The organism is uncultured Idiomarina sp. (assembly GCF_964010655.1).
GTDB classification, from domain to species: domain Bacteria; phylum Pseudomonadota; class Gammaproteobacteria; order Enterobacterales; family Alteromonadaceae; genus Idiomarina; species Idiomarina baltica.
Genome location: NZ_CAXGLS010000046.1, coordinates 1 through 19,833, shown reverse-complemented (window position 1 = coordinate 19,833; position 19,833 = coordinate 1). Strand labels below are relative to the sequence as shown.

Genomic DNA, 19,833 nt, shown 5'->3' with positions numbered 1-19,833 from the left:
CCTAAACGCTGGCCGCCCTCCTTATAGGCTTCCACTACCCCGCCAAGGCCCTGACGAAAGCGATCTTTATCAAGCTTCTCACGAGTCTTAGCATCCCATAAGCGGCAACCATCAGGGGTAAACTCATCGCCTAATACGAGTTGTCCGTCGAACACGCCAAACTCGAGCTTATAGTCGACTAACAGTAACCCAGCTTGTTCAAATAATGATTTAAGCACCGAGTTGACTTTAAACGTCAGCGCCTTCATTTGCTCAATTTGCTCCTTTGTCGCCCAACCAAAGGCTTCTATGTGATACTCATTAACCATCGGGTCATGCAAGGCGTCATTTTTTAGGAAAAACTCAAACGTCGGCGGATTTAGTGTTTTACCTTCCTCAACCCCTAGGCGACGAACTAACGAGCCAGCGGCTACGTTGCGAACAACGCACTCAACTGGAATCATATCCAACTTTTTAACCAATGATTCTGTATCACTCAGCAACTCATCTAATTGCGTTGGAATACCCGCTTTTTCTAATTGAGTCATAATGAAATGATTAAAACGATTATTAACCATTCCTTTATCTTCGAGTTGCTCTACTTTCTCTCCGTCAAACGCGGAAGTATCGTTGCGGAACTCCAACACTAATCGTGATGGGTCATCTGTCGTATACACGGTTTTTGCTTTCCCGCGATACAGCTCGTTTCGTTTTTCCATAGGTTGTGCCGCCTTTACTGTTGACTTGCTACTTTTAATGCTTGCTCAAGAGCAGGCTTAACCGACTCGAGCCATGCCTGATCGACTACTTCATCATTTGACCAAACGCTAATGGCCGTATCATCCCCAAATTCGACTAAGCGAATTTCATAATTTCCTTCTGGAATACCCAACGATTCATAATCATCCCCACCGATGAATAGGAAACCTGAGTCCGGCTCGGTGTACTCAACAAAATAGGTGCCTGCCTCGCGGTTTAAGTCATCAATGCTCAAACCTATTTGTTCTAATGCTTGACCGGTGAGCACCCAAGCGTCATCGAAGTCTAGCTCAACCACAAATACGGGTTGCTGTTTAGCATTGGTACTGACTGAAACGGGCACGCCCGCTTCTCGGCTCTGTTGGATTGATTGTTGGTGGACACGATTCACTTGAGACACAACTTTATTCAACAAATCAACTGATAAGTTATGCTGAGTCAGTTCTGCCATTTCAGTGCGATCGCCGTTTACCTTTTGCGATACGTCCGCTAACGTCACTTCAAGCGCAGTCGTCCGACCGTGCGTTTCTGGCGCCTGCGTTAACACGTAGCGAAAACTTTGTTCCAGAGACACAGTAGTATCTCCGTCACCTAACAACCACCAACCACCATCGCCTTCTGCTTCATATTCGTCTTCGGTAGTAAGCAACTCAGTGGTCCACTGGTTTTCGCCCGTTTTAGTAAAAGTTAGGCCTTTGCGGTCTAAGACTTGTTCAGCTGCGGTCCAGACAGTGTTTACAATACTGTCTGACATACCTTCAACCAAATCAAAATACACCCGTGCTTGTTTTTCGTTTTCGAGTACACGACTCCCCAACGCAATAGGATGAACCTGGCGAGGTGAAACAACGCGAACTTCTTCGCCTATGGGTCCAGAGGTATCTGCAGCAGGAATTTTGTAACTATTACTGTAGTCAGGCGTTTCCAAACCCGAAGGAACGTTTAACTCGGGTCGTTGCTTTAAGTTGACATAATCAAAGTCACCATTCGCTTGCTCTTTTTCAATCGAGCTACACGACGCGAGGGTAATCATCGCCAACGAAGTCACGATGGCTGTACGGCGAAAATTCATTTCCACTCCTGCTACTTAAGTAAGTGTAATTGGTTGAGGGCGCGCTCGATAACAAGCTGACTGTCTTCGCTTGGCGGCGTCAGAGGTAAACGATAATTGGCGCTACATTTACCCATTAACGCGAGAGCCCACTTAACTGGAATCGGATTTGATTCAACAAACAATGCATTATTGAGTTCACGGAGTTCACTATCGATTTGTTCAGCTTTTTCACGTTCTCCACGAGTCGCAGCATCAACCAGCGCTTTTATTCGGCTTGGCACTACGTTGGCTGTAACACTGATAACGCCATGCCCACCGCGCAACATAAATTCACACGCGGTCGGGTCATCGCCACTCAGCAAAATAAATTGGTTGCCACAGCGACGCTTCAGTTCTTCGACACGAGAAACATCGCCCGTCGCTTCTTTAATGCCAATCACATTATCAATTTCAGCGAGTTGTTCAACCACTTCAGGTGGCATGTCTAATGCGGTTCGACCGGGCACATTATATAAAATCTGCGGTTTATCTGAGGCGTCAGCGCAAGCTGAATAATGGGCGATCAGGCCTTCTACTGAAGGCTTGTTATAGTAAGGTGTGACGTTGAGAAAACCATCGACACCAAAGTGACTCATCTTCTCTGTGAGTTGCACGGCCTCGGCGGTGGAGTTTGAGCCGTTACCTCCAATTACTTTGATGCGGCCATTAGCGAGTTCGACCATCGCAGCAACAACATCAATGTGTTCTTCATGGCTGAGTGTGGTTGACTCCCCCGTTGTGCCTACCGCGACAATTGCGTCTGTCCCGGATTCAACATGGAAATTCACGAGTTCTTCAAGTTCGTTATAGTCGATATTCCCATGCTTAGTCAGCGGTGTGACTAAGGCAACAATACTACCTGTTAGCATATAGGCTCCAAATTCCTAATCATGGGGCCTAATGTTACTGGTAGCCCCAAATAAACACAAGACTAGGAACACGTAGCACGTAATTTGTTCCCTTCATTTTAATCCAAACCCAGCTTCGCTATCATATATATACTGGATCTTATCGTTAGGAGTTAGAAATGGAACGTTTACAAGCTGGCGACAAAGCGCCTAACTTTGAACTTTTAGATAAAAACGAAGAAAAAGTATCTTTACAAGCATTACTGAAAGACCATCGTGTGTTGGTGTATTTCTACCCAAAAGCAATGACCCCTGGTTGCACTGTTCAAGCGCAGAACTTGCGTGATGAAAAAGATCGTTTACTAGAACACAATGTCATCTCAGTCGGTATTAGTCCTGATGCGCCTAAGCGATTAAATAAGTTTACTGAACGTGACGAGCTTAACTTCACGCTACTGAGCGATGAAGATCATGCGATTGCAGATAAGTTTGGAGTTTGGGGTCCAAAAAAATTTATGGGCAAAGAGTACGATGGTATTCATCGAATCAGCTTTCTAGTTGAACAGGACGGTACGGTGAGTCACGTATTTGATAAGTTTAAAACAAAAGAGCACCACCAAGTGGTACTCGATCATTTAGAGCAGAACTAAAGTCATTTCGGAATAAGGCGCACTGAGCGCCTTATTCTTCGGCTGGACTACTCTTCTCAATCAGGGCTTCTCGACTTGACCAAGCGGTTATCACCGCTTTGACTAAGCTCGCCAACGGTATCGCGAAAAATACGCCCCAAAAACCCCAAATACCACCAAAGATAAGCACCGCAGCAATAATATAGACCGGATTAAGGCTCACCGCCTCGGAAAACAATAATGGCACGAGCACGTTGCCATCTAACGCTTGGATAATGAGGTAGCCAATCATCACGTAAATGAATGGACCTGTAGCACCGAATTGAAATAATGCCACTAATGCGACGGGTATGGTCACCACGACGGCACCAATGTACGGTATCAATACTGATAACCCGACTAAAATTGACAGCAACGTCGTGTAACGTAAATCAAAAGCAAAGAACACAGCAAAAGAGGTCACGGCAACCACAATGACTTCCAGAGCTTTGCCGCGGATGTAGTTCATGATTTGCAGGTTCATTTCCTGACCGACTTGCGTAATTAAACGACGGTTAGTGGGCAATATGCGGCTGAAATGAGCAAGGAGCGTATTCCTGTCTTTGAGCATGAAAAAGACTAATAACGGCACGACAATTAAGTAAACCAGCATCGCCATTACATTGACCAGTGAAGTCAAAGAGCTCGTCAATATTTGCTCGCCGAGCCCTACGACACGACGTTTAACAGTTAGCATCAACTCGGTTATTTGCGATTCATCAATCACCGATGGAAACAATTCGGGTAGTTTGTGCAACCACACTTGCAAGTTCGCCAACATATCAGGTAGCTCACGAATCAGCGTTGTGCTTTGTTGCCAGACCACTGGCACGAGCGTAAACAGGCACAGCGTCGCAATACAAATGGTGAGGCTCATAACAATAATGGTGGCAGCCAAACGCCCCATCCCCGCGTCAATCAATCGATTTACAGGCCAATCAAGTAAATAAGCGAGCGCAATCGCAGCTAGAATGGGTGCTAATATTCCACCGAAAAATACAATCAATAGAACCGACACAATGAGCAATAAAAATAGCGTCACTGCATTGGGGTCTGAAAACTTATTCCGATACCACTGCTGAATATGTTGGAACATTCCGAGCTTCCTGTTCGGTGTGATTAAAGGTTCACGATGCTTGCAATCTTACGGTAACACCATAGAGTAGAAAAGGAACTTATTGTAAATTAATAACTCTACGTAGAATATTGCGTTATAACAGCGGTTAATGTGAATGTTGTATCTCAGAAAAACTCAGCGCTTTATGACAAGTGGGATTGCGCTTGCGCTCATGTTAGCGCTTCCCTCCGCGTTTCAAGCACCCGAGGCCCTTGCTCAGCAACATAGAAACCTGCCCGAAATCGGCACCACCGGAGCGGGCTTTATGAGTATTGAGCGAGAAAAGGTCGTTGGTGACTACTATATGCGCCAACTACGCGCAACGGCACCTGTTATTCAGGATCCTGTATTAAACAGCTATCTTAAAGATGTTGGACAACGTTTAGTACGAAATGCGGACAACGTACGCTACCCTTTCTCATTTTTTTGGTTAAATATTAACGAAATAAATGCGTTCGCCTTTATGGGAGGATATGTCGGTGTCCATACTGGGCTCATTCAGCAAGCTCGGAATGAGTCTGAGTTCGCAGCGGTCCTTGGGCACGAAATAGCACACGTAACTCAGCGCCATATTGTGCGGAGTATGCAAGAGCAACAACAGAACATGCCGCTCACAATAGCCGGCGTGATTGGCTCTATCTTGTTAGGGATTGCCAATCCAGAAGCAGGCGCTGCCGGACTCTACACAACGATTGGCGCAACGGGTCAGGCACAAATCAATTATACACGCCTATTTGAACAAGAAGCCGATCGTATTGGGATAACAACACTCGCCAATGCCGGTTTTGACCCCATGGGGGCGCCTAATTTTTTTGGTCGTCTAGCCGACCAATACCGTTACGTATCAAAACCTCCTGAAATGTTACTGACTCACCCCGTTCCCGAGTCCCGCATTGCGGATACGCGCACCCGTGCTGAGGCATTAGGTCGTCGTGATGTACCACAAAGTCTAAACTTTGAACTTGCTAAAGCGCGAGTTGATGCGCGTTATACACGCAGCACGCCGAATAGTGAGTTCGTTAAAATGACCAAAAGCGATAATATCATCACTCAACAAGCCGGCGGCTATGCATTGGCCATCAGAGCACTCGATGCAAGCAATCCTGATACGGCACAACAATGGTTAACCCCGTTACTTGAGCGCGATCCTAGAAACCGTTTCTATATTGATGTGCAAACCGATATTTACCTTGCGTTGGAACAAAATGATAAGGCACTTGATATGCTGAAGCGCGAGTACACGCGAAGCCCTGACGATCCGGTGATTATACTCAACTACGCGAATGCTGCGATTCGTTCAAATGAGGCTGAGCTGGGCGTGAAATTATTGCGCAATTACCTGTTAGCTGAACCGGGTTCATTAATTGCCCTCGATCTGCTTACCGATGCCTATCAGCGAACTTCTGATAGAGCCGCGATGTACGAGACACGCGCAGAAGCCTTGGCGCTCCGCGGTGGTTTCGATCTTGCTATTGATCAACTACAAACAGCGCAAAATCACACACAGAATAAGCTAACCGAGAAACGACTTAACGCGCGTATTGATCAAATACGCGCCGAAAAAGAACGCCTGAAAGGACTACTCTGAGCGCGCTTTAGCAATCGCTTTTCGCAGACTCGCTCGTGTTTGCTCACCCAACAGTGGACCGGTCACCTTTCCACCTGGACCAACAATGTAAGTGGCCGGTAACATACCCGGCTTATCAAACGGTAATTTCGGTGCTGGCAGGCTCAACGCCAAAGGAAAATCAATATCATGTTTTTCCGCCAGCGCGTTGATTTGCTGATTACTCATCGGATCAAAACTGATGCCAATCAGTGTTAGTTGGCTGTCGTCACTGACTTCGTTGTGATAAAACTCGTTAAGTTCAGGCAACTCACGCAGGCAGGGAGTGCACCACTCGGCGAAGTAATTCACCACCACGGTGTTCGCTTTACCATTTTGCCAGTTTATCTGGCTTTCGTTGTTGAGTTGAATGTCCGGCTCTTGTGAACAACCCACTACACCCAATGCTAACACTGTCGCAACTAGCAATGACAATTTCATATTCGGCCCGTATTCGTTATGATAAGAAACAACGTTTGACTAATAGAGTGAATCAATATGTCTAAAGTTACCATATACCATAATCCGCGTTGTTCAAAGTCACGCCAAACGCTTGAGTTATTGCAACAGCATGGTATCGAGCCAACCATTATCAAATACCTCGAAACCCCACCAAGTCAAGCCGAACTGAGCAGTTTGCTGAATAAACTCGATATCAGCCCTAGACAACTGATGCGCACAAAAGAAGCGGTATATAAGGAACTTAAGTTAGCCGACGAGTCGGATGATGAGGTATTGCTCACTTCGATGGTCAATAACCCCAAGCTTATTGAACGTCCGATTGTCGTTAAGGGTGAGAAGGCCGTATTAGGACGCCCGCCGGAGAATGCGTTGGAGTTGATAAAGTGAGTGGCTGTAACGTCGTTATATTTTATTTTAGCCGAGGCGGTCAGACACGTTTACTTGCAGATGCCATAGCCGAAGGCGTTCAGGCAACCGGAGCTGAAGCGCTTTTACGCACGGTCGAAACCGATAGCGATGCCGCGAGTATGCGTGATTTACTTCTTGATAAAAATGAGCTGATCAACTGTGATGCGTTAATAATGGGAAGTCCAACTCGTTTTGGTCACATGAGCGCACACCTGCAAAAATTTTGGGAGACGACCAGCCGCGAATGGCTAAATGGTGATCTAATTGATAAACCCGCAGCCGTTTTTACGACAACCAGTTCATTGCACGGTGGTCAAGAGAGTACCCTACTTAATATGGCATTGCCTCTGCTTCATCACGGCATGCTACTAACGGGCATTCCTTATGAGCAACCGAGTTTACATCACGATAATGCAGGTGGTTCGCCTTACGGTGCTGGTGCGTTAAATGCATCATCCAATTTGACATTATCGGCCAATGAGCGAGCCAGTGCCGTTGCTTTGGGTCAACGAGTTGCAACAATTGCACAACAGCTAAAATCAACCAAGGATGCATAACATGGCCGTTCAAATGGCACCAAAAACACGCTTTTTTCGCATCGCCACACAGACCGGTTACTGGCTGCTGTTGGCACTTCTGATTCTGTGGCATGGTCTCATTCCAGAAAGTGACACGAGTGCCCTACCCACTTACCTATCGTTAATTTTTTGGGTTTTACCGATGTTATTTCCACTCGTTGGATTAGTTAAAGGGAAGCCCTACACACACGCTTGGCTTAATTTTATTTTGATGTTCTACTTTTTGCACGGACTCACAACCGTATACACACATCCTGATGAACGTGTATGGTCAGTTTTAGAAATACTTTTCACGACAGTTGCTTTTGTCGGTGCAACAGGGTTTGCACGGCACCGCGGACGTGAATTAGGGCTGGGCCTTAAAAAGCAAAAAGAGGCTAAATAGCCAATACTTGTTTCACAAATGGAATCGTGAGTTTTCGTTGGTGCGCGATAGAGGCTTTATCGAGTTGATCTAAGTGCGCCAACAACCCTGCCATATCGCGTCCCAACCGATGCAACATGAAGATAGCCACATCGTGCGGCAACTGCAAACCTCGCCATTGTGCACGAAGCGTCAATGCGCTTGCCTTGCCATCATCATTGAGTGGGCTGAGTTGAAACGCCGTTGCCCATTGTAAACGAGAACGCAAGTCAGCGAGTTCAACTGATAACTGACTCGCACTCGCATGAGCGGTCATCATCAAGCGACAGTGCTCAGCATCTGTAATCGTGTTAATTAATTTGAATAACTCATAGCACCAAGTGGGGTCCTTAAGTACCGTATCAATATCATCTAGACAGATAATATTGAATGCATCCAAGCCTGCTAGCACTTGCTCGGCGTTGCTTTCTTTCAAATCCGCCAACGGCAAATACATGACTTGGGTGTGTTGTCCAGCTAATGAGACAATCGAATGTAACAGGTGACTTTTCCCTGAGCCCGAAGGACCTGATAAAAGTGTCAAGCGTTCGCCCTGCGTTTCACTCAGAGGTTTTGTTGCGATTTGCTTGAGCCAACGCACCACATTATCATTCTGTTGCTCTAAGTAGGTGGTAAAATTTTCATCATCAGGCAACTGCACTGCAAGTGTTAGTTGCTGAGGTTGTTGCTTACCGGCTGTCATTATTCTGTTGCCACCCACCGATAAGTCGTTTCCTCCTCAGCGCTTTGCTCGCGCAAAGCAAAGGGATCGCGACGCTTTTGTTGTAAACGCCCATCTAACTCAATAGCTTGTAACAGATGATCGGGCGTATCCGTTAAGGTCACCTCAAAGCGGCTGAATGTTGGGCTGTAATCAGTTAGCTTGACTTGCTGTACAGAGGTCACACTCGCAATGAACCTTTGAATATCTAGAATACTTTGCCAACCCTGCAAACCTTCCACACGAATAGGAAACTGAATCAACTGACTCTCACCTGACGCAATCAAAGCAAATTCATTAGCAAGCGATTCATGCAATTGATTCATGAACGGACCTGCAAGAAAGTCGCGTGAATTTGCAAACACTTCGCCCGACTTTCTAATATCGCCCACACGGACCACCCAGTCTAACCGCCAACGGCCTTTTTCGGCTTCGCCCTCGGCTTTAGGTTCATCATCCGTCACGCCGCGTTCTGCTACCTTCGCGACCAAATAGCCATCTGCTCGATATCGCTGTGAAGCGTCGCCGATAGGGGTCAAAAAACGTCCCCAAATGTCAGAAATAGACACTGACGTTGCATCCGTCAAATCCATTAAAGGAAACTGTAAGGGTAAACCGCGTTGCTTAGCGAGGTGGCGGATCTGTTGAATAAAGATAGACTCGTCGTTTGCTGCTAAAATATGCCGTTTGCCACGCTCGTCGCTACTGGCTACCCACATCAACAATTCCGGACGTCGACTCCCCCAGTAGGGCAGTTGATTAACCTTAAATAACTCAGACAGCTTACGTCCATCGAAGTTGGCGGTGAGATATAACGTATTCCCGTTACGCCGATAACCATACTGTAATAGGTAGTCGTCCAACTGACTCTTAGCATTCTTTATCGCACGATGCTCGAGTGTCTTCTCGCTTCCCGATATTTTTAATATCACCTGTTCAAACGCTGTGCGCAACGCTTCATCACGTTGGCTCGCTGCCTGCGAGGACACTTCTATTTCCGCTGAGAAAAGATCATCAATAAGTCGACCCTGTGCCGACAAGCACAGTAATAAACTTACCATACAGATGAAGTATTGAACTGTTGCGCGCATCATAGGCCAGCCTTCAAAAAATCGTTCATGAAATGCATGTTAAACACCCAAACGCAACACGGCAAGTGACAACTTGTGGATAACCTTGTGGGAATGCCCTCGACAACGTAAATTCAAGTAATTTATTGATAGCCTAGTCAAAAACCGGTCATCTCGCTAAAATGAAACAAATTTTGTGACTAGGAACATTATGCTTAAAAAACAATTACGTGGCATTAGCTCGTTATTATCGAGTATCAGCTTGATTGGGGTCTGTGTCGGTATGACCAGTACGCTCCTCAGTTTGCGCGCCACGATTGAAGGTTTTGGCACCTTAGTCACTGGTTTTATCATGTCGGCCTACTTTATTGGCTATTTATTTGGCTCGACTCGCGCCCCCAAAGATATTCGTCGAGTCGGTTATATACGTTCGTTTGGCGGACTGGCTGCCCTCGCCGCGGCCAGCGTGTTAGTTCAAGCTATCTGGATTGACCCTGTCGTCTGGTTTGTCATGCGGTTTGTGACTGGCTTTGCGATATCAGGCATCTTCGTCATTGTTGAAAGTTGGCTAAATACCATGGCTGATAACAAGAGCCGTGGCACCTTGTTATCCATTTACCTCGTTATCATTTACAGTGGTCTGATTGCCGGTCAGTTAATACTCGGTGTCGCAGATCCCGGCGGCTTTATCGCCTTTGCCATTGTGGTACTGCTTATCAATTTAGCGCTAATCCCCATCTTAGTAAGCGTTACCGTTGAGCCAACCACGCACGAAAATCGCAAGGTACCCGTTAAAATGTTATTGAATACAGTACCATTGGGGGTTATCAACGCATTTGTAATGCAAGCATGTTACGCCATGTTTTACGGTATCGGTCCGATGTATGCTTCGTATATTGGTCTTTCCGTACTACAGATCACGTTCTTTATGTCAGCGTTTATAGTCGGCGGACTTCTCTCGCAAACACCGTTTGGCTTGCTATCAGATCGCATTGATCGTCGTATTGTTATCGCCATTTGTGCCGCAGGCGGAACCGCTGCAGCTATTTTACTTGCTCAGCTTGGTGCCGGAAATGCCTTACTCATTTATCTAGTCGTAGCGGTGCTTGGCGCCTTTATTCTACCGCTCTACTCGCTCGGTATGGCACACACCAACGATTACCTCGAGAAAGACCAGATGGTTGGTGCCACGGGCGCTATCATCAAAATCGGTGGTGCAGGTAGTATCATTGGTGCGCCGGCGGTCGCTGCGTTAATGCAGTTCGGTGCTATTAACTACTTCTTTCTACTGCTTGGTGGTCTCACCGCTTTTGTGGGTTGTTACGCACTGTACCGCATCACGCGTCGTGCTAAAGCTGAGGAACAATTACACAGCAACTTTGCTATTCTAGCACCGTCACAAACCTCCGATGAGCTATTAACTTCCATGGCGGAAGAGGCGCCAGATGAAGAGGACGATACCGAAGAAGAAGTGGATGGTACGGCGGTACTGAAGCGCTAACGCGCTTCAGTACACTAACAATTACTGAATAAGCTCAGCGACCCAGTCGCGCGCTTCAGCAATGATTTGCTCGAGGTGTGCGGCTGATTTAAAGCTTTCCGCATAGATTTTATAAACCGGCTCAGTGCCTGAGGGTCGTGCGGCAAACCAGCCATCTTCTAACACGACCTTGACACCGCCAAACTGAGCGTCATTACCCGGCGCTTTTGTAAAAATATCGACAACGTTACTTTCAGCTAACGTGGTTAATTTCAATTTGTAGGCTCGAATATCCTTGAAGCGCGCGTTCTGTTCCAACGACGATGCAGTATCAACCCGCTGATAAAAGGCTTCGCCGTGCTGCGCACATAATTTTTTGTAATAAGCGCTCGGGGATTCACCGGTGGCAGCTTGCAGCTCTGCCGCCAACAATACCATCACGATACCGTCTTTATCGGTGGTCCAAACATCACCTTGGCGATCAAGCAAAGTGGCTCCTGCACTTTCCTCGCCTGCGAAACCAATATCACCATCACGCAGCTGCTGAGCGAACCACTTGAAGCCAACAGGCACTTCATAAACCTTACGCTGATTATCTTCTACAACGCGATCTATCATTTGGCTAGAAACGAGTGTTTTACCGATTGCAACATCGGCTGCCCATTCCCGCGACTTACACAAATAATCAATAGCCACAGCAAGGTAATGATTAGGATTCATTAGGCCATCCGGCGTAACGATACCGTGGCGATCATAATCGGGGTCATTTCCCCCGGCTAAATCGTATCGATCTTTATAAGCCAACAGACCTGCCATCGCATAAGGTGATGAGCAATCCATGCGTATCTTGCCGTCTTTATCGAGGGTCATAAACTGAAAGCCTGGGTCGACGTGATCGTTGAAAATATCGATATTCAACCCATAAGTCTCAGCGATTTGGTGCCAATAGTCAGCACCTGCGCCACCCATTGCATCGACCGCAAGACGCAGGTTTGCGCCTTTGATAAGGTCCATATTGATACAGCGGGGCAGATCGTCAATATAGTGCTTACGCCAATCAACAAAGACTAACTTTGGATGTGATAACACATCTTCCCGTTCACAGGTATTAACGCCTTGAAGCCCAGACGACAGTAGTGCATTCGCATATTTTTCAATGACTCGCGTAGCATCAGCATCGGCCGGTCCACCATGCGGCGGATTATATTTAAAGCCGCCATCCTGTGGTGGATTATGTGAAGGCGTGATGACCACCCCGTCACATTGCTTTTGATGGTTTGCATTATAAGTCAAAATAGCGTGACTCAATGCAGGCGTGGGCGTATAACCATGTTCTGTTTGAACATGCACTTCTAAACCGTTCCCTAAAAACACGTCGAGAGCCGATATGTAAGCCGACTCTGACAATGCATGGGTGTCCTTACCGAGTAGAATCGGACCCTCAATGCCTTGTTCTTCACGATAGGCACAAATTGCTTGTGCAATTGCTAGAATATGTGCTTCATTGAAACTTCGCGCCAGCGCAGAACCGCGATGACCCGATGTTCCAAAACTCACTTTTTGATGAGCTTTACGTGGGTCCGGCTCATACACATAATATGCACTGACCAACTGCGCGATGTTTACGCTATCCGCTGCGGTTGTGGGCTGCCCCGCTCGTTCATGCACCGTCATTATAAAAAGTCCCTAATTTGCTCGACTTCAGGTTTGCTGTATCCAAGCTTTTGCGCAACCTGAGTCAACATCGATTTTTTCTTCGTCGTATTATTGTTCGTCACCACCCAAAAAGGTGATGAGGGAATCGCCTTAGGATTCGTACTATTACCACTGGTCAGCAACGCCTCTTCCGAACGGGCAAAATATTGGCGGTCACGGCCGCGAATAGTCAATACGGTTTCAAACTGTTCGGGATGAGTCTTATACAGCATGCTCAAAATGTAGAGAAATCGTGCCACTACGCTTTTCTGTACATTAACATCTTGCTGATTTAGACGGTTAAACACAGAGTCAGTAGCACGCTCTTCGACCTGCACCGGTTCAACCTGAGCAACGCTGTCGAAGCCCAATAGACGGCGCAAAATATCTGATGCGCTCTCACCGATTTGTTGCGTGTGGCTCGCGATATACGCGTATAAATCGTCTTCAACTTCGATGCGTTTCATCGGTTTTTAATTCCTCATTGTTATCGATTCGCAGGGTTGACTTGCAACCAACCACTAAAGCTCGGAAAATATTAGCAAAGTTTAACACTAAAGGCACAACGATGGCAGAGTCAGAATTACTGCATTACGAAACCATGGGTGACAAGCAGAATCCCGCCGTTATTATCATTCACGGTTTGTTCGGAGATGGAGATAACCTAAAGAGCCTTGCTCGCGATTTGGAGCGCGACTACTTCTGTGTTCTACCCGACGCTCGCAATCACGGTGATTCCCCTCACCATGACAGTATGACCTATACGGAAATGGCGGACGATATTGTGGCACTTGCAGATGCATTAGCCTTAAAAAAGTTTTCGTTAGTTGGTCACTCCATGGGCGGTAAGATTGCCATGGAAGTGGCTATGCGCTACGAAGAGCGTGTCCAAGCAGCGGTGTTCGCAGATATTGCTCCAGTCGCCTATCCTGCTCATCACAACACAATATTAGATGCCTTAGCGGGTTTAGATTTACACCAAATAACGAGCCGCACGGATGCTGATAAACAACTGAGTTCGGTGATCAAAGAAAAAGGTGTGCGCCAATTTTTACTGAAAAACCTCCGCAAGGATGGCGACCATTTCGCGTGGCGACTCAATTTAACCGCGATTACCGAGCGATACGACGATATCGCCGGCAGTGTCAGCGATGGCGATTATTCCGGCCCTTGTTTGTTTATAAAAGGCGGGAATTCAGACTATCTAACCGAACAACATAAATCGCAAGTCACCGAGCGTTTTAGTAATTCGCAGGTTAAAGTTGTTGAAAACACGGGCCATTGGTTACATGCCGAAAAACCGCGCATTTTCAATCGTCTTGTAAAGGATTTTCTAGCGAGCCACGGTCGTCTTTAACAGTCTACTGTGCTATTATAAGAGGCGTTTCTGTCGGCCTATAGGGTGGTATCTTAAGGATGTTGGCTGAATATTATGAGCAAATAGAAGTACTCGTTACTAATATTACGCTAGGTATACTTTTCTTACTAATAGGCTTAGCTATTCGAGATGTGCTTAATCGCTCATCGGTCCCCAAATTCGGACGCATTATCGTATGGATGGTGTTGTTTCTTGGCTGCTTTGGTTTTATTGCTAAAGGCATTATCCAAGTGATTTGGGAGGTCGGTGTCTAAAATCGACCGAAAACACATGGCAAAAGAAAACACGGATAAAGTAACGATCGATTTGTTCCTTGATCAACCGCGTAAAGGTCGACCTCGAACAAATCCATTACCACGTAATGAGCAGTTAAAAATTAATAAGCGTCGGCAACTGCAACGAGACCGACGTCAAGGTAGAAAGCGAATAGAATTGAAAGTCGACCAGTCAGTGCATGAGCATTTGAACGAAGTCGCATCATCCTCGGGCTGCACCCGCAGCGATTTAGTCGAAGCGATGATTAAAATCTCGCTGGCAAACCAAGAACAAGTGCTGCCAGCTGTCGTTAATTTAGTAAAATCAGGTGAAAGTTGATTTATGGCAACTGTTGGAATTTTCTTTGGAAGTGATACGGGTAATACCGAAGCGGTCGCCCACATGATTGAAAAAGAACTCGGCAAAAAGCTTGTTGAGGTCAAAGATATTGCAAAATCGAGTAAGGAAGATATTGCGAGCTACGATCTTCTTTTATTTGGTATTCCCACTTGGTATTACGGGGAAGCGCAGTGTGACTGGGATGACTTCTTCCCTGAGTTAGAAGAAATTGATTTTACTGACAAACTCGTCGCCATCTTCGGCTGCGGAGACCAAGAGGACTACGCCGAGTACTTCTTAGACGCAATGGGTATGGTGCGCGATATCGTTGAAGCAAGAGGAGCAATCATTGTTGGTCATTGGCCAACCGAGAGCTATCACTTTGAGGCTTCAAAAGGGTTGGTCGATGAAAATCATTTTGTGGGTTTAGGTATCGATGAAGATCGTCAGCCAGAACTGACAAAAGACCGTGTTACCCAATGGTGTAAACAGGTTTATGAAGAGATGTGTCTCGCAGAGCTAGCCAACTAGGATGGTTTTGCGCTATTTTGAGCAAAGCTATTGAACAACTAAACAAAAAGCGAAGAGCACCATGGCGACAAATGATGAACAATTGAAAAAAGCTGGTCTTAAAGTAACGTCCCCACGCGTAAAAATTTTGGAGATCCTTAAGCAACCAGATAATCAGCATATCAGTGCCGAAGACGTCTACAAGATTTTGCTTGAGCAAAAGGATGAAATTGGCCTCGCCACGGTTTACCGCGTGTTAAACCAGTTCGATGATGCAGGTATTATTACCCGTCACCATTTTGAAGGCGGTCGTTCGGTCTTTGAACTCAGTGCGAAAGAACACCACGATCATTTGGTGTGCTTAACCTGCGGTCACGTGTTTGAGTTCGAAGATGATGTTATCGAAGAACGTCAGGTACGTATTGCCGAGCAAAATAAAATCAAACTAACTAATCATAGCTTATATCTTTATGGCGAGTGTCAACGAGGCGAAGGTTGCGAATATAAAGCAGCTGAGGAAGCCTAACGATGGCACTGCGTTGGCTTATCTATGGTGCAAATGGATACTCAGGTAAACTCATTGCTCATAAAGCCGTCGCACGAGGTTATCATCCTGTACTTGCAGGACGTAACGCAACCGAAATCGAACACTTCGCTGGGGCGCTTCAGCTCCAGCACCGTGTTTTCAGCCTTTCAGATCCGTCACAGGTCAAACAGCAACTGATTGACATCGATCTGGTTATCAATTGTGCAGGTCCTTTCAGCAAAACGGCCGCCCCGCTCATTCAAGCCTGTATTAGCACCGCTACGCATTATCTTGATATTACTGGCGAGATTGACGTGTTTGAATATGCACACTCGCAGTCTGAGGCTGCTAAAAAAGCAGGTATCGTGCTCTGCCCAGGTGTGGGCTTCGATGTCATTCCTACGGATTGCTTGGCTGCACGTCTGTATGCACAAATGCCTGACGCAACACATCTCGCGTTGGGATTTGATTCGGCCTCAAGAATGAGCCGCGGCACAGCTAAAACAAGTATTGAGCGTTTAGGACATGGAGGCGCAGCACGCATCGACGGTATTGTCAGCTCAGTGCCATTGGCATGGAAAGAGCGCCGCATTGACTTTGGTAACGGTGTTAAGTCGGCGATGACCATTCCATGGGGCGATGTGGCGACTGCATTTTACACCACATCGATACCCAACATTGAAGTTTATATTCCAGCCCCACCTAAGTTAATTAAACGACTTCGTAGAGTGAACTGGTTACGATGGTTGTTTAAGTTACGCTGGGTACAGAACCAACTGAAAGCAAAAGTCGATCAGCGCAGTAGCGCGGGTCCAGATGAAGACGCACGTAAAGCCAACCCGACCTATATTTGGGGAGAGGTCAAAAATAAACGTGGAGACACGAAATCTATGCGCTTCAAAATAAAAAATGGCTATACCGTCACAGCAGAAGGAGCCGTTGAAGTCGCACTTTATATTTTACAACATGACGCTTTGCCAGGTGGCTATTACACGCCATCTCGCCTATGTGGCGCCAAACTACTTGATCAGTTCATTGAACATTAAAAAACCGGCTGATGAGCCGGTTTTTTTGATAAGCACTTATGCAGCATCGCCCTGCTGTTCGATTTTAGCCCAGCTATCACGTAGACCCACGGTTTGGTTAAAGATAAGGCGCTGTTCTTTCTCAGCGTCACTATCCAACACATAATAACCTAAACGTTCAAACTGGTACGGTTGCTCAACTTTCGCATCGGCTAAGTTGGCTTCAACAAAGCCGTGCTTAACCACGAGTGAGTCAGGGTTTAGCGCAGCGAATAAGTCATCTTCCGCAGCAGGATTCGGCACACGGAACAGACGGTCATAGATACGAAACTCAGCTTCTTTCGCTGTATCTGCCGAAACCCAATGGATAACGCCTTTCACTTTACGACCATCGGCTGGATCTTTGCCCAAAGTATCAGGGTCATAGGTACAGTATACGGTCGTTACTTGCCCGTCACTATCAACATCACAGCGTTCAGCCTTAACCACATAACCATTTCTGAGACGAACTTCTTTGTCTAACACCAGTCGCTTAAACTTCTTGTTAGCCGATTCACGGAAGTCTTCACGTTCAATGTAGACTTCACGTGAGAAAGTCACTTGGCGGCACCCCATATCCGGGTTATTCGGATGATTAGGCGCATCAAGTAGCTCCTGCTGACCCTCTGGATAGTTTTCGATAACCAGTTTAATGGGATCCATTACCGCCATCGCACGCGGCGCATTCTCGTTTAAGTCATCACGGATACAGGCTTCAAGCATACCCATTTCAACTTGGTTATCCATTTTGGTGACACCAATACGACGACAGAACTCACGGATAGACGATGGCGTGTAGCCACGACGACGCAAACCCGCAATACTCGATACACGAGGGTCATCCCAACCCGACACTTTGCCTTCCTCAACCAAGTTATTGATGATGCGTTTACTCATCACGGTATATTGCAAGTTCAAGCGCGAGAATTCGATTTGCTGAGGATGACAGTCGATACTGATATTATCCAAAACCCAGTCGTACAAACGGCGATTATCTTGAAACTCCAAAGTACACAATGAATGCGTAATGCCCTCTAACGCATCAGAAATACAATGTGTGAAGTCATACATTGGATACACACACCACTTGTCACCGGTTTGGTGGTGATGCACGTGTCGCACGCGATAGATAACTGGATCACGCATGCACATGAACGGTGATGCCATATCAATTTTAGCTCTCAAGCAACACTCGCCATCTTTATATTCGCCCGCAGTCATGCGCTTGAACAGATCAAGGTTTTCCTCGACCGACGTATCCCGGTAAGGGCTGTTGGTGCCCGGCTCTTTCAGCGTGCCGCGCATTTCACGCATGGTCTCTTGGTCAGAGAAATCCACGTACGCGAGTCCCTTTTCAATGAGCTCCATCGCAAACCCGTGTAACTCATCAAAGTACCCCGATGAATAACGAGGCTTACCTTCCCACTGATAACCTAACCAAGCAACATCGCGTTTGATCGACTCGACGTAATCAACTTTTTCTTTTAATGGGTTGGTATCATCAAATCGCAGGTTACAGGTACCCTGGTAATCTTCGGCAATACCAAAGTTCAACACGATTGATTTAGCATGACCAATGTGCAAAAAACCATTCGGTTCCGGTGGGAACCGAGTATGTACTGACGTATGCTTTCCTTCTGCCAAATCTTTATCAATAATTTGGCGAATAAAATTACTTGGACGATGCTCAGTTTCTGACATGCGTGTATGTTCTCCAACAACTTTTGAGCTCAAAAAAGGATATTACTTATGATCGCAATTAATGATCCGTCTGGCAAGCAGGTGTGATGCCAAAAAAGTCATAATAGTTCTTTAATTGCTGTTGTACTTTAGCAACTTCAACTCGAGTAAACTGCACGGTTTGACCCGGTCGACATTGTGCCAAACGTGACAGATCCAGTGGACTTATATTACCAAGCTTAGGGTACCCCCCCAACGTTTGGCGATCGTTCATCATAATAATAGGTTGGCCATTCGGTGGCACCTGCACTGAGCCAATATTGATTCCCTCTGACACTAAACCTTTGCCCGCATACTCAATGGCAGGCCCTTCGAGTCGAATCCCCATCCGATCGCTTTGCTGGCTAATTTTATACTCGTGGAAACTCAGTTTTTCGCGCTCAGCCATGGCAAACTGATCGTACTGAAACCCGGGTATCAGACCTAAGACCGGTGGCTTACTGTAATCAGGACGGTAACGCCATGGAATGCGCTGCGTTAACTCACAGGTTGAAGACTCAATAGCCAATGTATCGCCTTTTTGCAGCGCACTACCATCACCGCGGTGACCGCCTAATTGCTCACGCTTAACCGTCGCGCAACTGCCCCATTGCGGCTTGACCTGTATTCCACCTGCAACAGCTAAATAGGCCCGCAATCCGCTACGTGCAGGCCCAATACTCAACACCTGCCCCGCTTCAACCTGAAACGTCTCCCAAATATTGCGCTCTTCGTCATCCAGTTTTAAGCTAACATCTGCACCGCACACGGCGACTGCAGCAGCGGTGGAAAACTTAAACTTTGAGCCACCCAATACAATTTCAATCTGAGCGGCACCCGGCTCATTTTTTAGCAGATAGTTGCCCCATAAAAAGGCATTCTCATCAATAGGTCCGCCGCGTGTTAAGCCTTTTTTTAAGTAACCTAAGCGACCAAAATCCTGAATAGTGGCGTACATGCCGGGTTCAATCACTTCAATCATTCGAATGCCTCCACTGAGCCGCCAGCCGCGATAAACTCATCCTTTGAAATCGCCTTAAATCGCACCGTATCACCTGAGTTAAGTTGATTCAGAATGCCTTTCTGAGGTTCATATAATGGAAAGGTCGTGCGACCAATGATGTTCCAACCGCCAGGCGATGCTAAGGGATAAAT

24 protein-coding genes are annotated in these 19,833 nt (G+C 46.6%); 12 read left to right on the top strand and 12 right to left on the bottom strand.

Going from position 1 to position 19,833, the window contains the following annotated elements; translation table 11 throughout:
* The 3 genes from purC to dapA form a co-directional block, all read right to left on the bottom strand.
* Positions 1 to 698 (bottom strand): phosphoribosylaminoimidazolesuccinocarboxamide synthase (gene purC, locus ABNS04_RS10430; protein ID WP_272978122.1); only part of this gene is annotated, 698 nt, incomplete at its 3' end.
* 14 nt (positions 699 to 712) lie between these two features.
* The gene (bamC, locus tag ABNS04_RS10425) at positions 713 to 1,810 is read right to left on the bottom strand and encodes an outer membrane protein assembly factor BamC (RefSeq protein WP_272978121.1); all 1,098 of its coding nucleotides are present in this window, start codon (positions 1,808 to 1,810) and stop codon (positions 713 to 715) included.
* An 11-nt stretch (positions 1,811 to 1,821) separates the two neighbouring features.
* Positions 1,822 to 2,700, bottom strand: coding sequence for a 4-hydroxy-tetrahydrodipicolinate synthase (gene dapA, locus ABNS04_RS10420; protein WP_006955483.1), 879 nt, complete (start codon positions 2,698 to 2,700; stop codon positions 1,822 to 1,824).
* Between the two features lie 158 nt (positions 2,701 to 2,858).
* On the opposite strand from dapA, the gene bcp reads away from it, so the two are divergent.
* Positions 2,859 to 3,329 carry a thioredoxin-dependent thiol peroxidase gene (gene bcp, locus ABNS04_RS10415; protein ID WP_006955484.1) on the top strand — a complete coding sequence of 157 codons (471 nt, stop codon included), beginning with the start codon at positions 2,859 to 2,861 and terminating at the stop codon, positions 3,327 to 3,329.
* Between the two features lie 31 nt (positions 3,330 to 3,360).
* On the opposite strand, the gene ABNS04_RS10410 is transcribed toward bcp, so the two are convergent.
* Positions 3,361 to 4,443: an AI-2E family transporter gene (locus tag ABNS04_RS10410; protein WP_006955485.1), complete on the bottom strand. Its 1,083-nt coding sequence runs from the start codon at positions 4,441 to 4,443 to the stop codon at positions 3,361 to 3,363.
* Between the two features lie 136 nt (positions 4,444 to 4,579).
* Between ABNS04_RS10410 and ABNS04_RS10405 the strand changes: the two genes are divergently transcribed.
* Positions 4,580 to 6,052 (top strand): M48 family metalloprotease, encoded by a 1,473-nt coding sequence (locus tag ABNS04_RS10405; RefSeq protein ID WP_006955486.1) that lies wholly within the window; start codon positions 4,580 to 4,582, stop codon positions 6,050 to 6,052.
* Here ABNS04_RS10405 and ABNS04_RS10400 read toward each other — a convergent pair.
* Complete coding sequence (locus tag ABNS04_RS10400) at positions 6,044 to 6,511, bottom strand: TlpA disulfide reductase family protein (protein ID WP_006955487.1); 468 nt, start codon at positions 6,509 to 6,511, stop codon at positions 6,044 to 6,046. The two genes, ABNS04_RS10405 and ABNS04_RS10400, sit on opposite strands and share 9 nt — an antisense overlap.
* 57 nt (positions 6,512 to 6,568) lie before the next feature.
* Here ABNS04_RS10400 and arsC point away from each other — a divergent pair, with 57 nt between their 5' ends.
* From arsC to ABNS04_RS10385, 3 genes are read left to right on the top strand one after another with little or no spacing between them, the layout of a single operon-like run.
* Complete coding sequence (gene arsC / locus ABNS04_RS10395) at positions 6,569 to 6,919, top strand: arsenate reductase (glutaredoxin) (protein ID WP_006955488.1); 351 nt, start codon at positions 6,569 to 6,571, stop codon at positions 6,917 to 6,919.
* Positions 6,916 to 7,497, top strand: coding sequence for an NAD(P)H-dependent oxidoreductase (locus tag ABNS04_RS10390; protein ID WP_006955489.1), 582 nt, complete (start codon positions 6,916 to 6,918; stop codon positions 7,495 to 7,497). Before arsC ends, ABNS04_RS10390 begins: the two co-directional genes overlap by 4 nt.
* Before the next feature lies 1 nt (position 7,498).
* Positions 7,499 to 7,903, top strand: a complete 405-nt coding sequence (locus ABNS04_RS10385; protein ID WP_272978120.1) for a DUF2069 domain-containing protein — start codon at positions 7,499 to 7,501, stop codon at positions 7,901 to 7,903.
* Here ABNS04_RS10385 and hda read toward each other — a convergent pair.
* Positions 7,896 to 8,624, bottom strand: a complete 729-nt coding sequence (gene hda, locus ABNS04_RS10380; RefSeq protein WP_006955491.1) for a DnaA regulatory inactivator Hda — start codon at positions 8,622 to 8,624, stop codon at positions 7,896 to 7,898. The genes ABNS04_RS10385 and hda overlap by 8 nt on opposite strands.
* Entirely contained in the window at positions 8,624 to 9,736 is a 1,113-nt protein-coding gene (locus ABNS04_RS10375; protein ID WP_272978119.1) for a DUF2066 domain-containing protein, read from the bottom strand. Before ABNS04_RS10375 ends, hda begins: the two co-directional genes overlap by 1 nt.
* Positions 9,737 to 9,923: 187 nt before the next feature.
* On the opposite strand from ABNS04_RS10375, the gene ABNS04_RS10370 reads away from it, so the two are divergent.
* Positions 9,924 to 11,213 carry an MFS transporter gene (locus ABNS04_RS10370; RefSeq protein ID WP_006955493.1) on the top strand — a complete coding sequence of 430 codons (1,290 nt, stop codon included), beginning with the start codon at positions 9,924 to 9,926 and terminating at the stop codon, positions 11,211 to 11,213.
* A 21-nt stretch (positions 11,214 to 11,234) separates the two neighbouring features.
* Here the strand turns inward: ABNS04_RS10370 and pgm are convergent, their stop codons facing one another.
* Together pgm and seqA are read right to left on the bottom strand one after the other, a co-directional pair.
* Positions 11,235 to 12,866, bottom strand: a complete 1,632-nt coding sequence (gene pgm / locus ABNS04_RS10365) for a phosphoglucomutase (alpha-D-glucose-1,6-bisphosphate-dependent) (RefSeq protein WP_272978118.1) — start codon at positions 12,864 to 12,866, stop codon at positions 11,235 to 11,237.
* A complete protein-coding gene (seqA, locus tag ABNS04_RS10360; RefSeq protein WP_006955495.1) occupies positions 12,866 to 13,354 on the bottom strand; it encodes a replication initiation negative regulator SeqA in 489 nt (162 codons plus the stop codon). The genes pgm and seqA overlap by 1 nt, the downstream gene beginning before the upstream one ends.
* 101 nt (positions 13,355 to 13,455) lie before the next feature.
* On the opposite strand from seqA, the gene ABNS04_RS10355 reads away from it, so the two are divergent.
* The 6 genes from ABNS04_RS10355 (at position 13,456) to ABNS04_RS10330 (ending at position 16,941) form a co-directional block, all read left to right on the top strand.
* The gene (locus tag ABNS04_RS10355; RefSeq protein WP_272978117.1) at positions 13,456 to 14,244 is read left to right on the top strand and encodes an alpha/beta fold hydrolase; all 789 of its coding nucleotides are present in this window, start codon (positions 13,456 to 13,458) and stop codon (positions 14,242 to 14,244) included.
* Between the two features lie 59 nt (positions 14,245 to 14,303).
* Positions 14,304 to 14,519: a DUF2788 domain-containing protein gene (locus ABNS04_RS10350; RefSeq protein WP_006955498.1), complete on the top strand. Its 216-nt coding sequence runs from the start codon at positions 14,304 to 14,306 to the stop codon at positions 14,517 to 14,519.
* Positions 14,512 to 14,859 carry a LexA regulated protein gene (ybfE, locus tag ABNS04_RS10345; protein ID WP_006955499.1) on the top strand — a complete coding sequence of 116 codons (348 nt, stop codon included), beginning with the start codon at positions 14,512 to 14,514 and terminating at the stop codon, positions 14,857 to 14,859. Before ABNS04_RS10350 ends, ybfE begins: the two co-directional genes overlap by 8 nt.
* 3 nt (positions 14,860 to 14,862) lie before the next feature.
* Positions 14,863 to 15,390, top strand: a complete 528-nt coding sequence (gene fldA / locus ABNS04_RS10340; RefSeq protein ID WP_006955500.1) for a flavodoxin FldA — start codon at positions 14,863 to 14,865, stop codon at positions 15,388 to 15,390.
* 61 nt (positions 15,391 to 15,451) lie between these two features.
* Positions 15,452 to 15,895: a ferric iron uptake transcriptional regulator gene (fur, locus tag ABNS04_RS10335; RefSeq protein WP_006955501.1), complete on the top strand. Its 444-nt coding sequence runs from the start codon at positions 15,452 to 15,454 to the stop codon at positions 15,893 to 15,895.
* A 2-nt stretch (positions 15,896 to 15,897) separates the two neighbouring features.
* The gene (locus tag ABNS04_RS10330; protein WP_272978116.1) at positions 15,898 to 16,941 is read left to right on the top strand and encodes a saccharopine dehydrogenase NADP-binding domain-containing protein; all 1,044 of its coding nucleotides are present in this window, start codon (positions 15,898 to 15,900) and stop codon (positions 16,939 to 16,941) included.
* Positions 16,942 to 16,977: 36 nt separating this feature from the next.
* On the opposite strand, the gene glnS is transcribed toward ABNS04_RS10330, so the two are convergent.
* From glnS to ABNS04_RS10315, 3 genes are read right to left on the bottom strand one after another with little or no spacing between them, the layout of a single operon-like run.
* On the bottom strand, positions 16,978 to 18,660 hold the full coding sequence (gene glnS / locus ABNS04_RS10325; RefSeq protein WP_348671440.1) for a glutamine--tRNA ligase: 1,683 nt from the start codon (positions 18,658 to 18,660) through the stop codon (positions 16,978 to 16,980).
* A gap of 58 nt (positions 18,661 to 18,718) precedes the next feature.
* Positions 18,719 to 19,660 carry a biotin-dependent carboxyltransferase family protein gene (locus tag ABNS04_RS10320; RefSeq protein ID WP_272978111.1) on the bottom strand — a complete coding sequence of 314 codons (942 nt, stop codon included), beginning with the start codon at positions 19,658 to 19,660 and terminating at the stop codon, positions 18,719 to 18,721.
* Entirely contained in the window at positions 19,657 to 19,833 is a 177-nt protein-coding gene (locus tag ABNS04_RS10315) for a carboxyltransferase domain-containing protein (protein WP_348671442.1), read from the bottom strand. Before ABNS04_RS10315 ends, ABNS04_RS10320 begins: the two co-directional genes overlap by 4 nt.

Bases quoted from the DNA above. Each gene is read 5' to 3' on its own strand.
- bamC (WP_272978121.1), bottom strand. From the start codon at position 1,810: ATGAATTTTCGCCGTACAGCCATCGTGACTTCGTTGGCGATGATTACC.
- dapA (WP_006955483.1), bottom strand. From the start codon at position 2,700: ATGCTAACAGGTAGTATTGTTGCCTTAGTCACACCGCTGACTAAGCAT.
- bcp (WP_006955484.1), top strand. From the start codon at position 2,859: ATGGAACGTTTACAAGCTGGCGACAAAGCGCCTAACTTTGAACTTTTA.
- ABNS04_RS10410 (WP_006955485.1), bottom strand. From the start codon at position 4,443: ATGTTCCAACATATTCAGCAGTGGTATCGGAATAAGTTTTCAGACCCC.
- ABNS04_RS10405 (WP_006955486.1), top strand. From the start codon at position 4,580: ATGTTGTATCTCAGAAAAACTCAGCGCTTTATGACAAGTGGGATTGCG.
- ABNS04_RS10400 (WP_006955487.1), bottom strand. From the start codon at position 6,511: ATGAAATTGTCATTGCTAGTTGCGACAGTGTTAGCATTGGGTGTAGTG.
- arsC (WP_006955488.1), top strand. From the start codon at position 6,569: ATGTCTAAAGTTACCATATACCATAATCCGCGTTGTTCAAAGTCACGC.
- ABNS04_RS10385 (WP_272978120.1), top strand. From the start codon at position 7,499: ATGGCCGTTCAAATGGCACCAAAAACACGCTTTTTTCGCATCGCCACA.
- hda (WP_006955491.1), bottom strand. From the start codon at position 8,624: ATGACAGCCGGTAAGCAACAACCTCAGCAACTAACACTTGCAGTGCAG.
- ABNS04_RS10375 (WP_272978119.1), bottom strand. From the start codon at position 9,736: ATGATGCGCGCAACAGTTCAATACTTCATCTGTATGGTAAGTTTATTA.
- ABNS04_RS10370 (WP_006955493.1), top strand. From the start codon at position 9,924: ATGCTTAAAAAACAATTACGTGGCATTAGCTCGTTATTATCGAGTATC.
- pgm (WP_272978118.1), bottom strand. From the start codon at position 12,866: ATGACGGTGCATGAACGAGCGGGGCAGCCCACAACCGCAGCGGATAGC.
- seqA (WP_006955495.1), bottom strand. From the start codon at position 13,354: ATGAAACGCATCGAAGTTGAAGACGATTTATACGCGTATATCGCGAGC.
- ABNS04_RS10355 (WP_272978117.1), top strand. From the start codon at position 13,456: ATGGCAGAGTCAGAATTACTGCATTACGAAACCATGGGTGACAAGCAG.
- ABNS04_RS10350 (WP_006955498.1), top strand. From the start codon at position 14,304: ATGTTGGCTGAATATTATGAGCAAATAGAAGTACTCGTTACTAATATT.
- fldA (WP_006955500.1), top strand. From the start codon at position 14,863: ATGGCAACTGTTGGAATTTTCTTTGGAAGTGATACGGGTAATACCGAA.
- fur (WP_006955501.1), top strand. From the start codon at position 15,452: ATGGCGACAAATGATGAACAATTGAAAAAAGCTGGTCTTAAAGTAACG.
- ABNS04_RS10330 (WP_272978116.1), top strand. From the start codon at position 15,898: ATGGCACTGCGTTGGCTTATCTATGGTGCAAATGGATACTCAGGTAAA.
- glnS (WP_348671440.1), bottom strand. From the start codon at position 18,660: ATGTCAGAAACTGAGCATCGTCCAAGTAATTTTATTCGCCAAATTATT.
- ABNS04_RS10320 (WP_272978111.1), bottom strand. From the start codon at position 19,660: ATGATTGAAGTGATTGAACCCGGCATGTACGCCACTATTCAGGATTTT.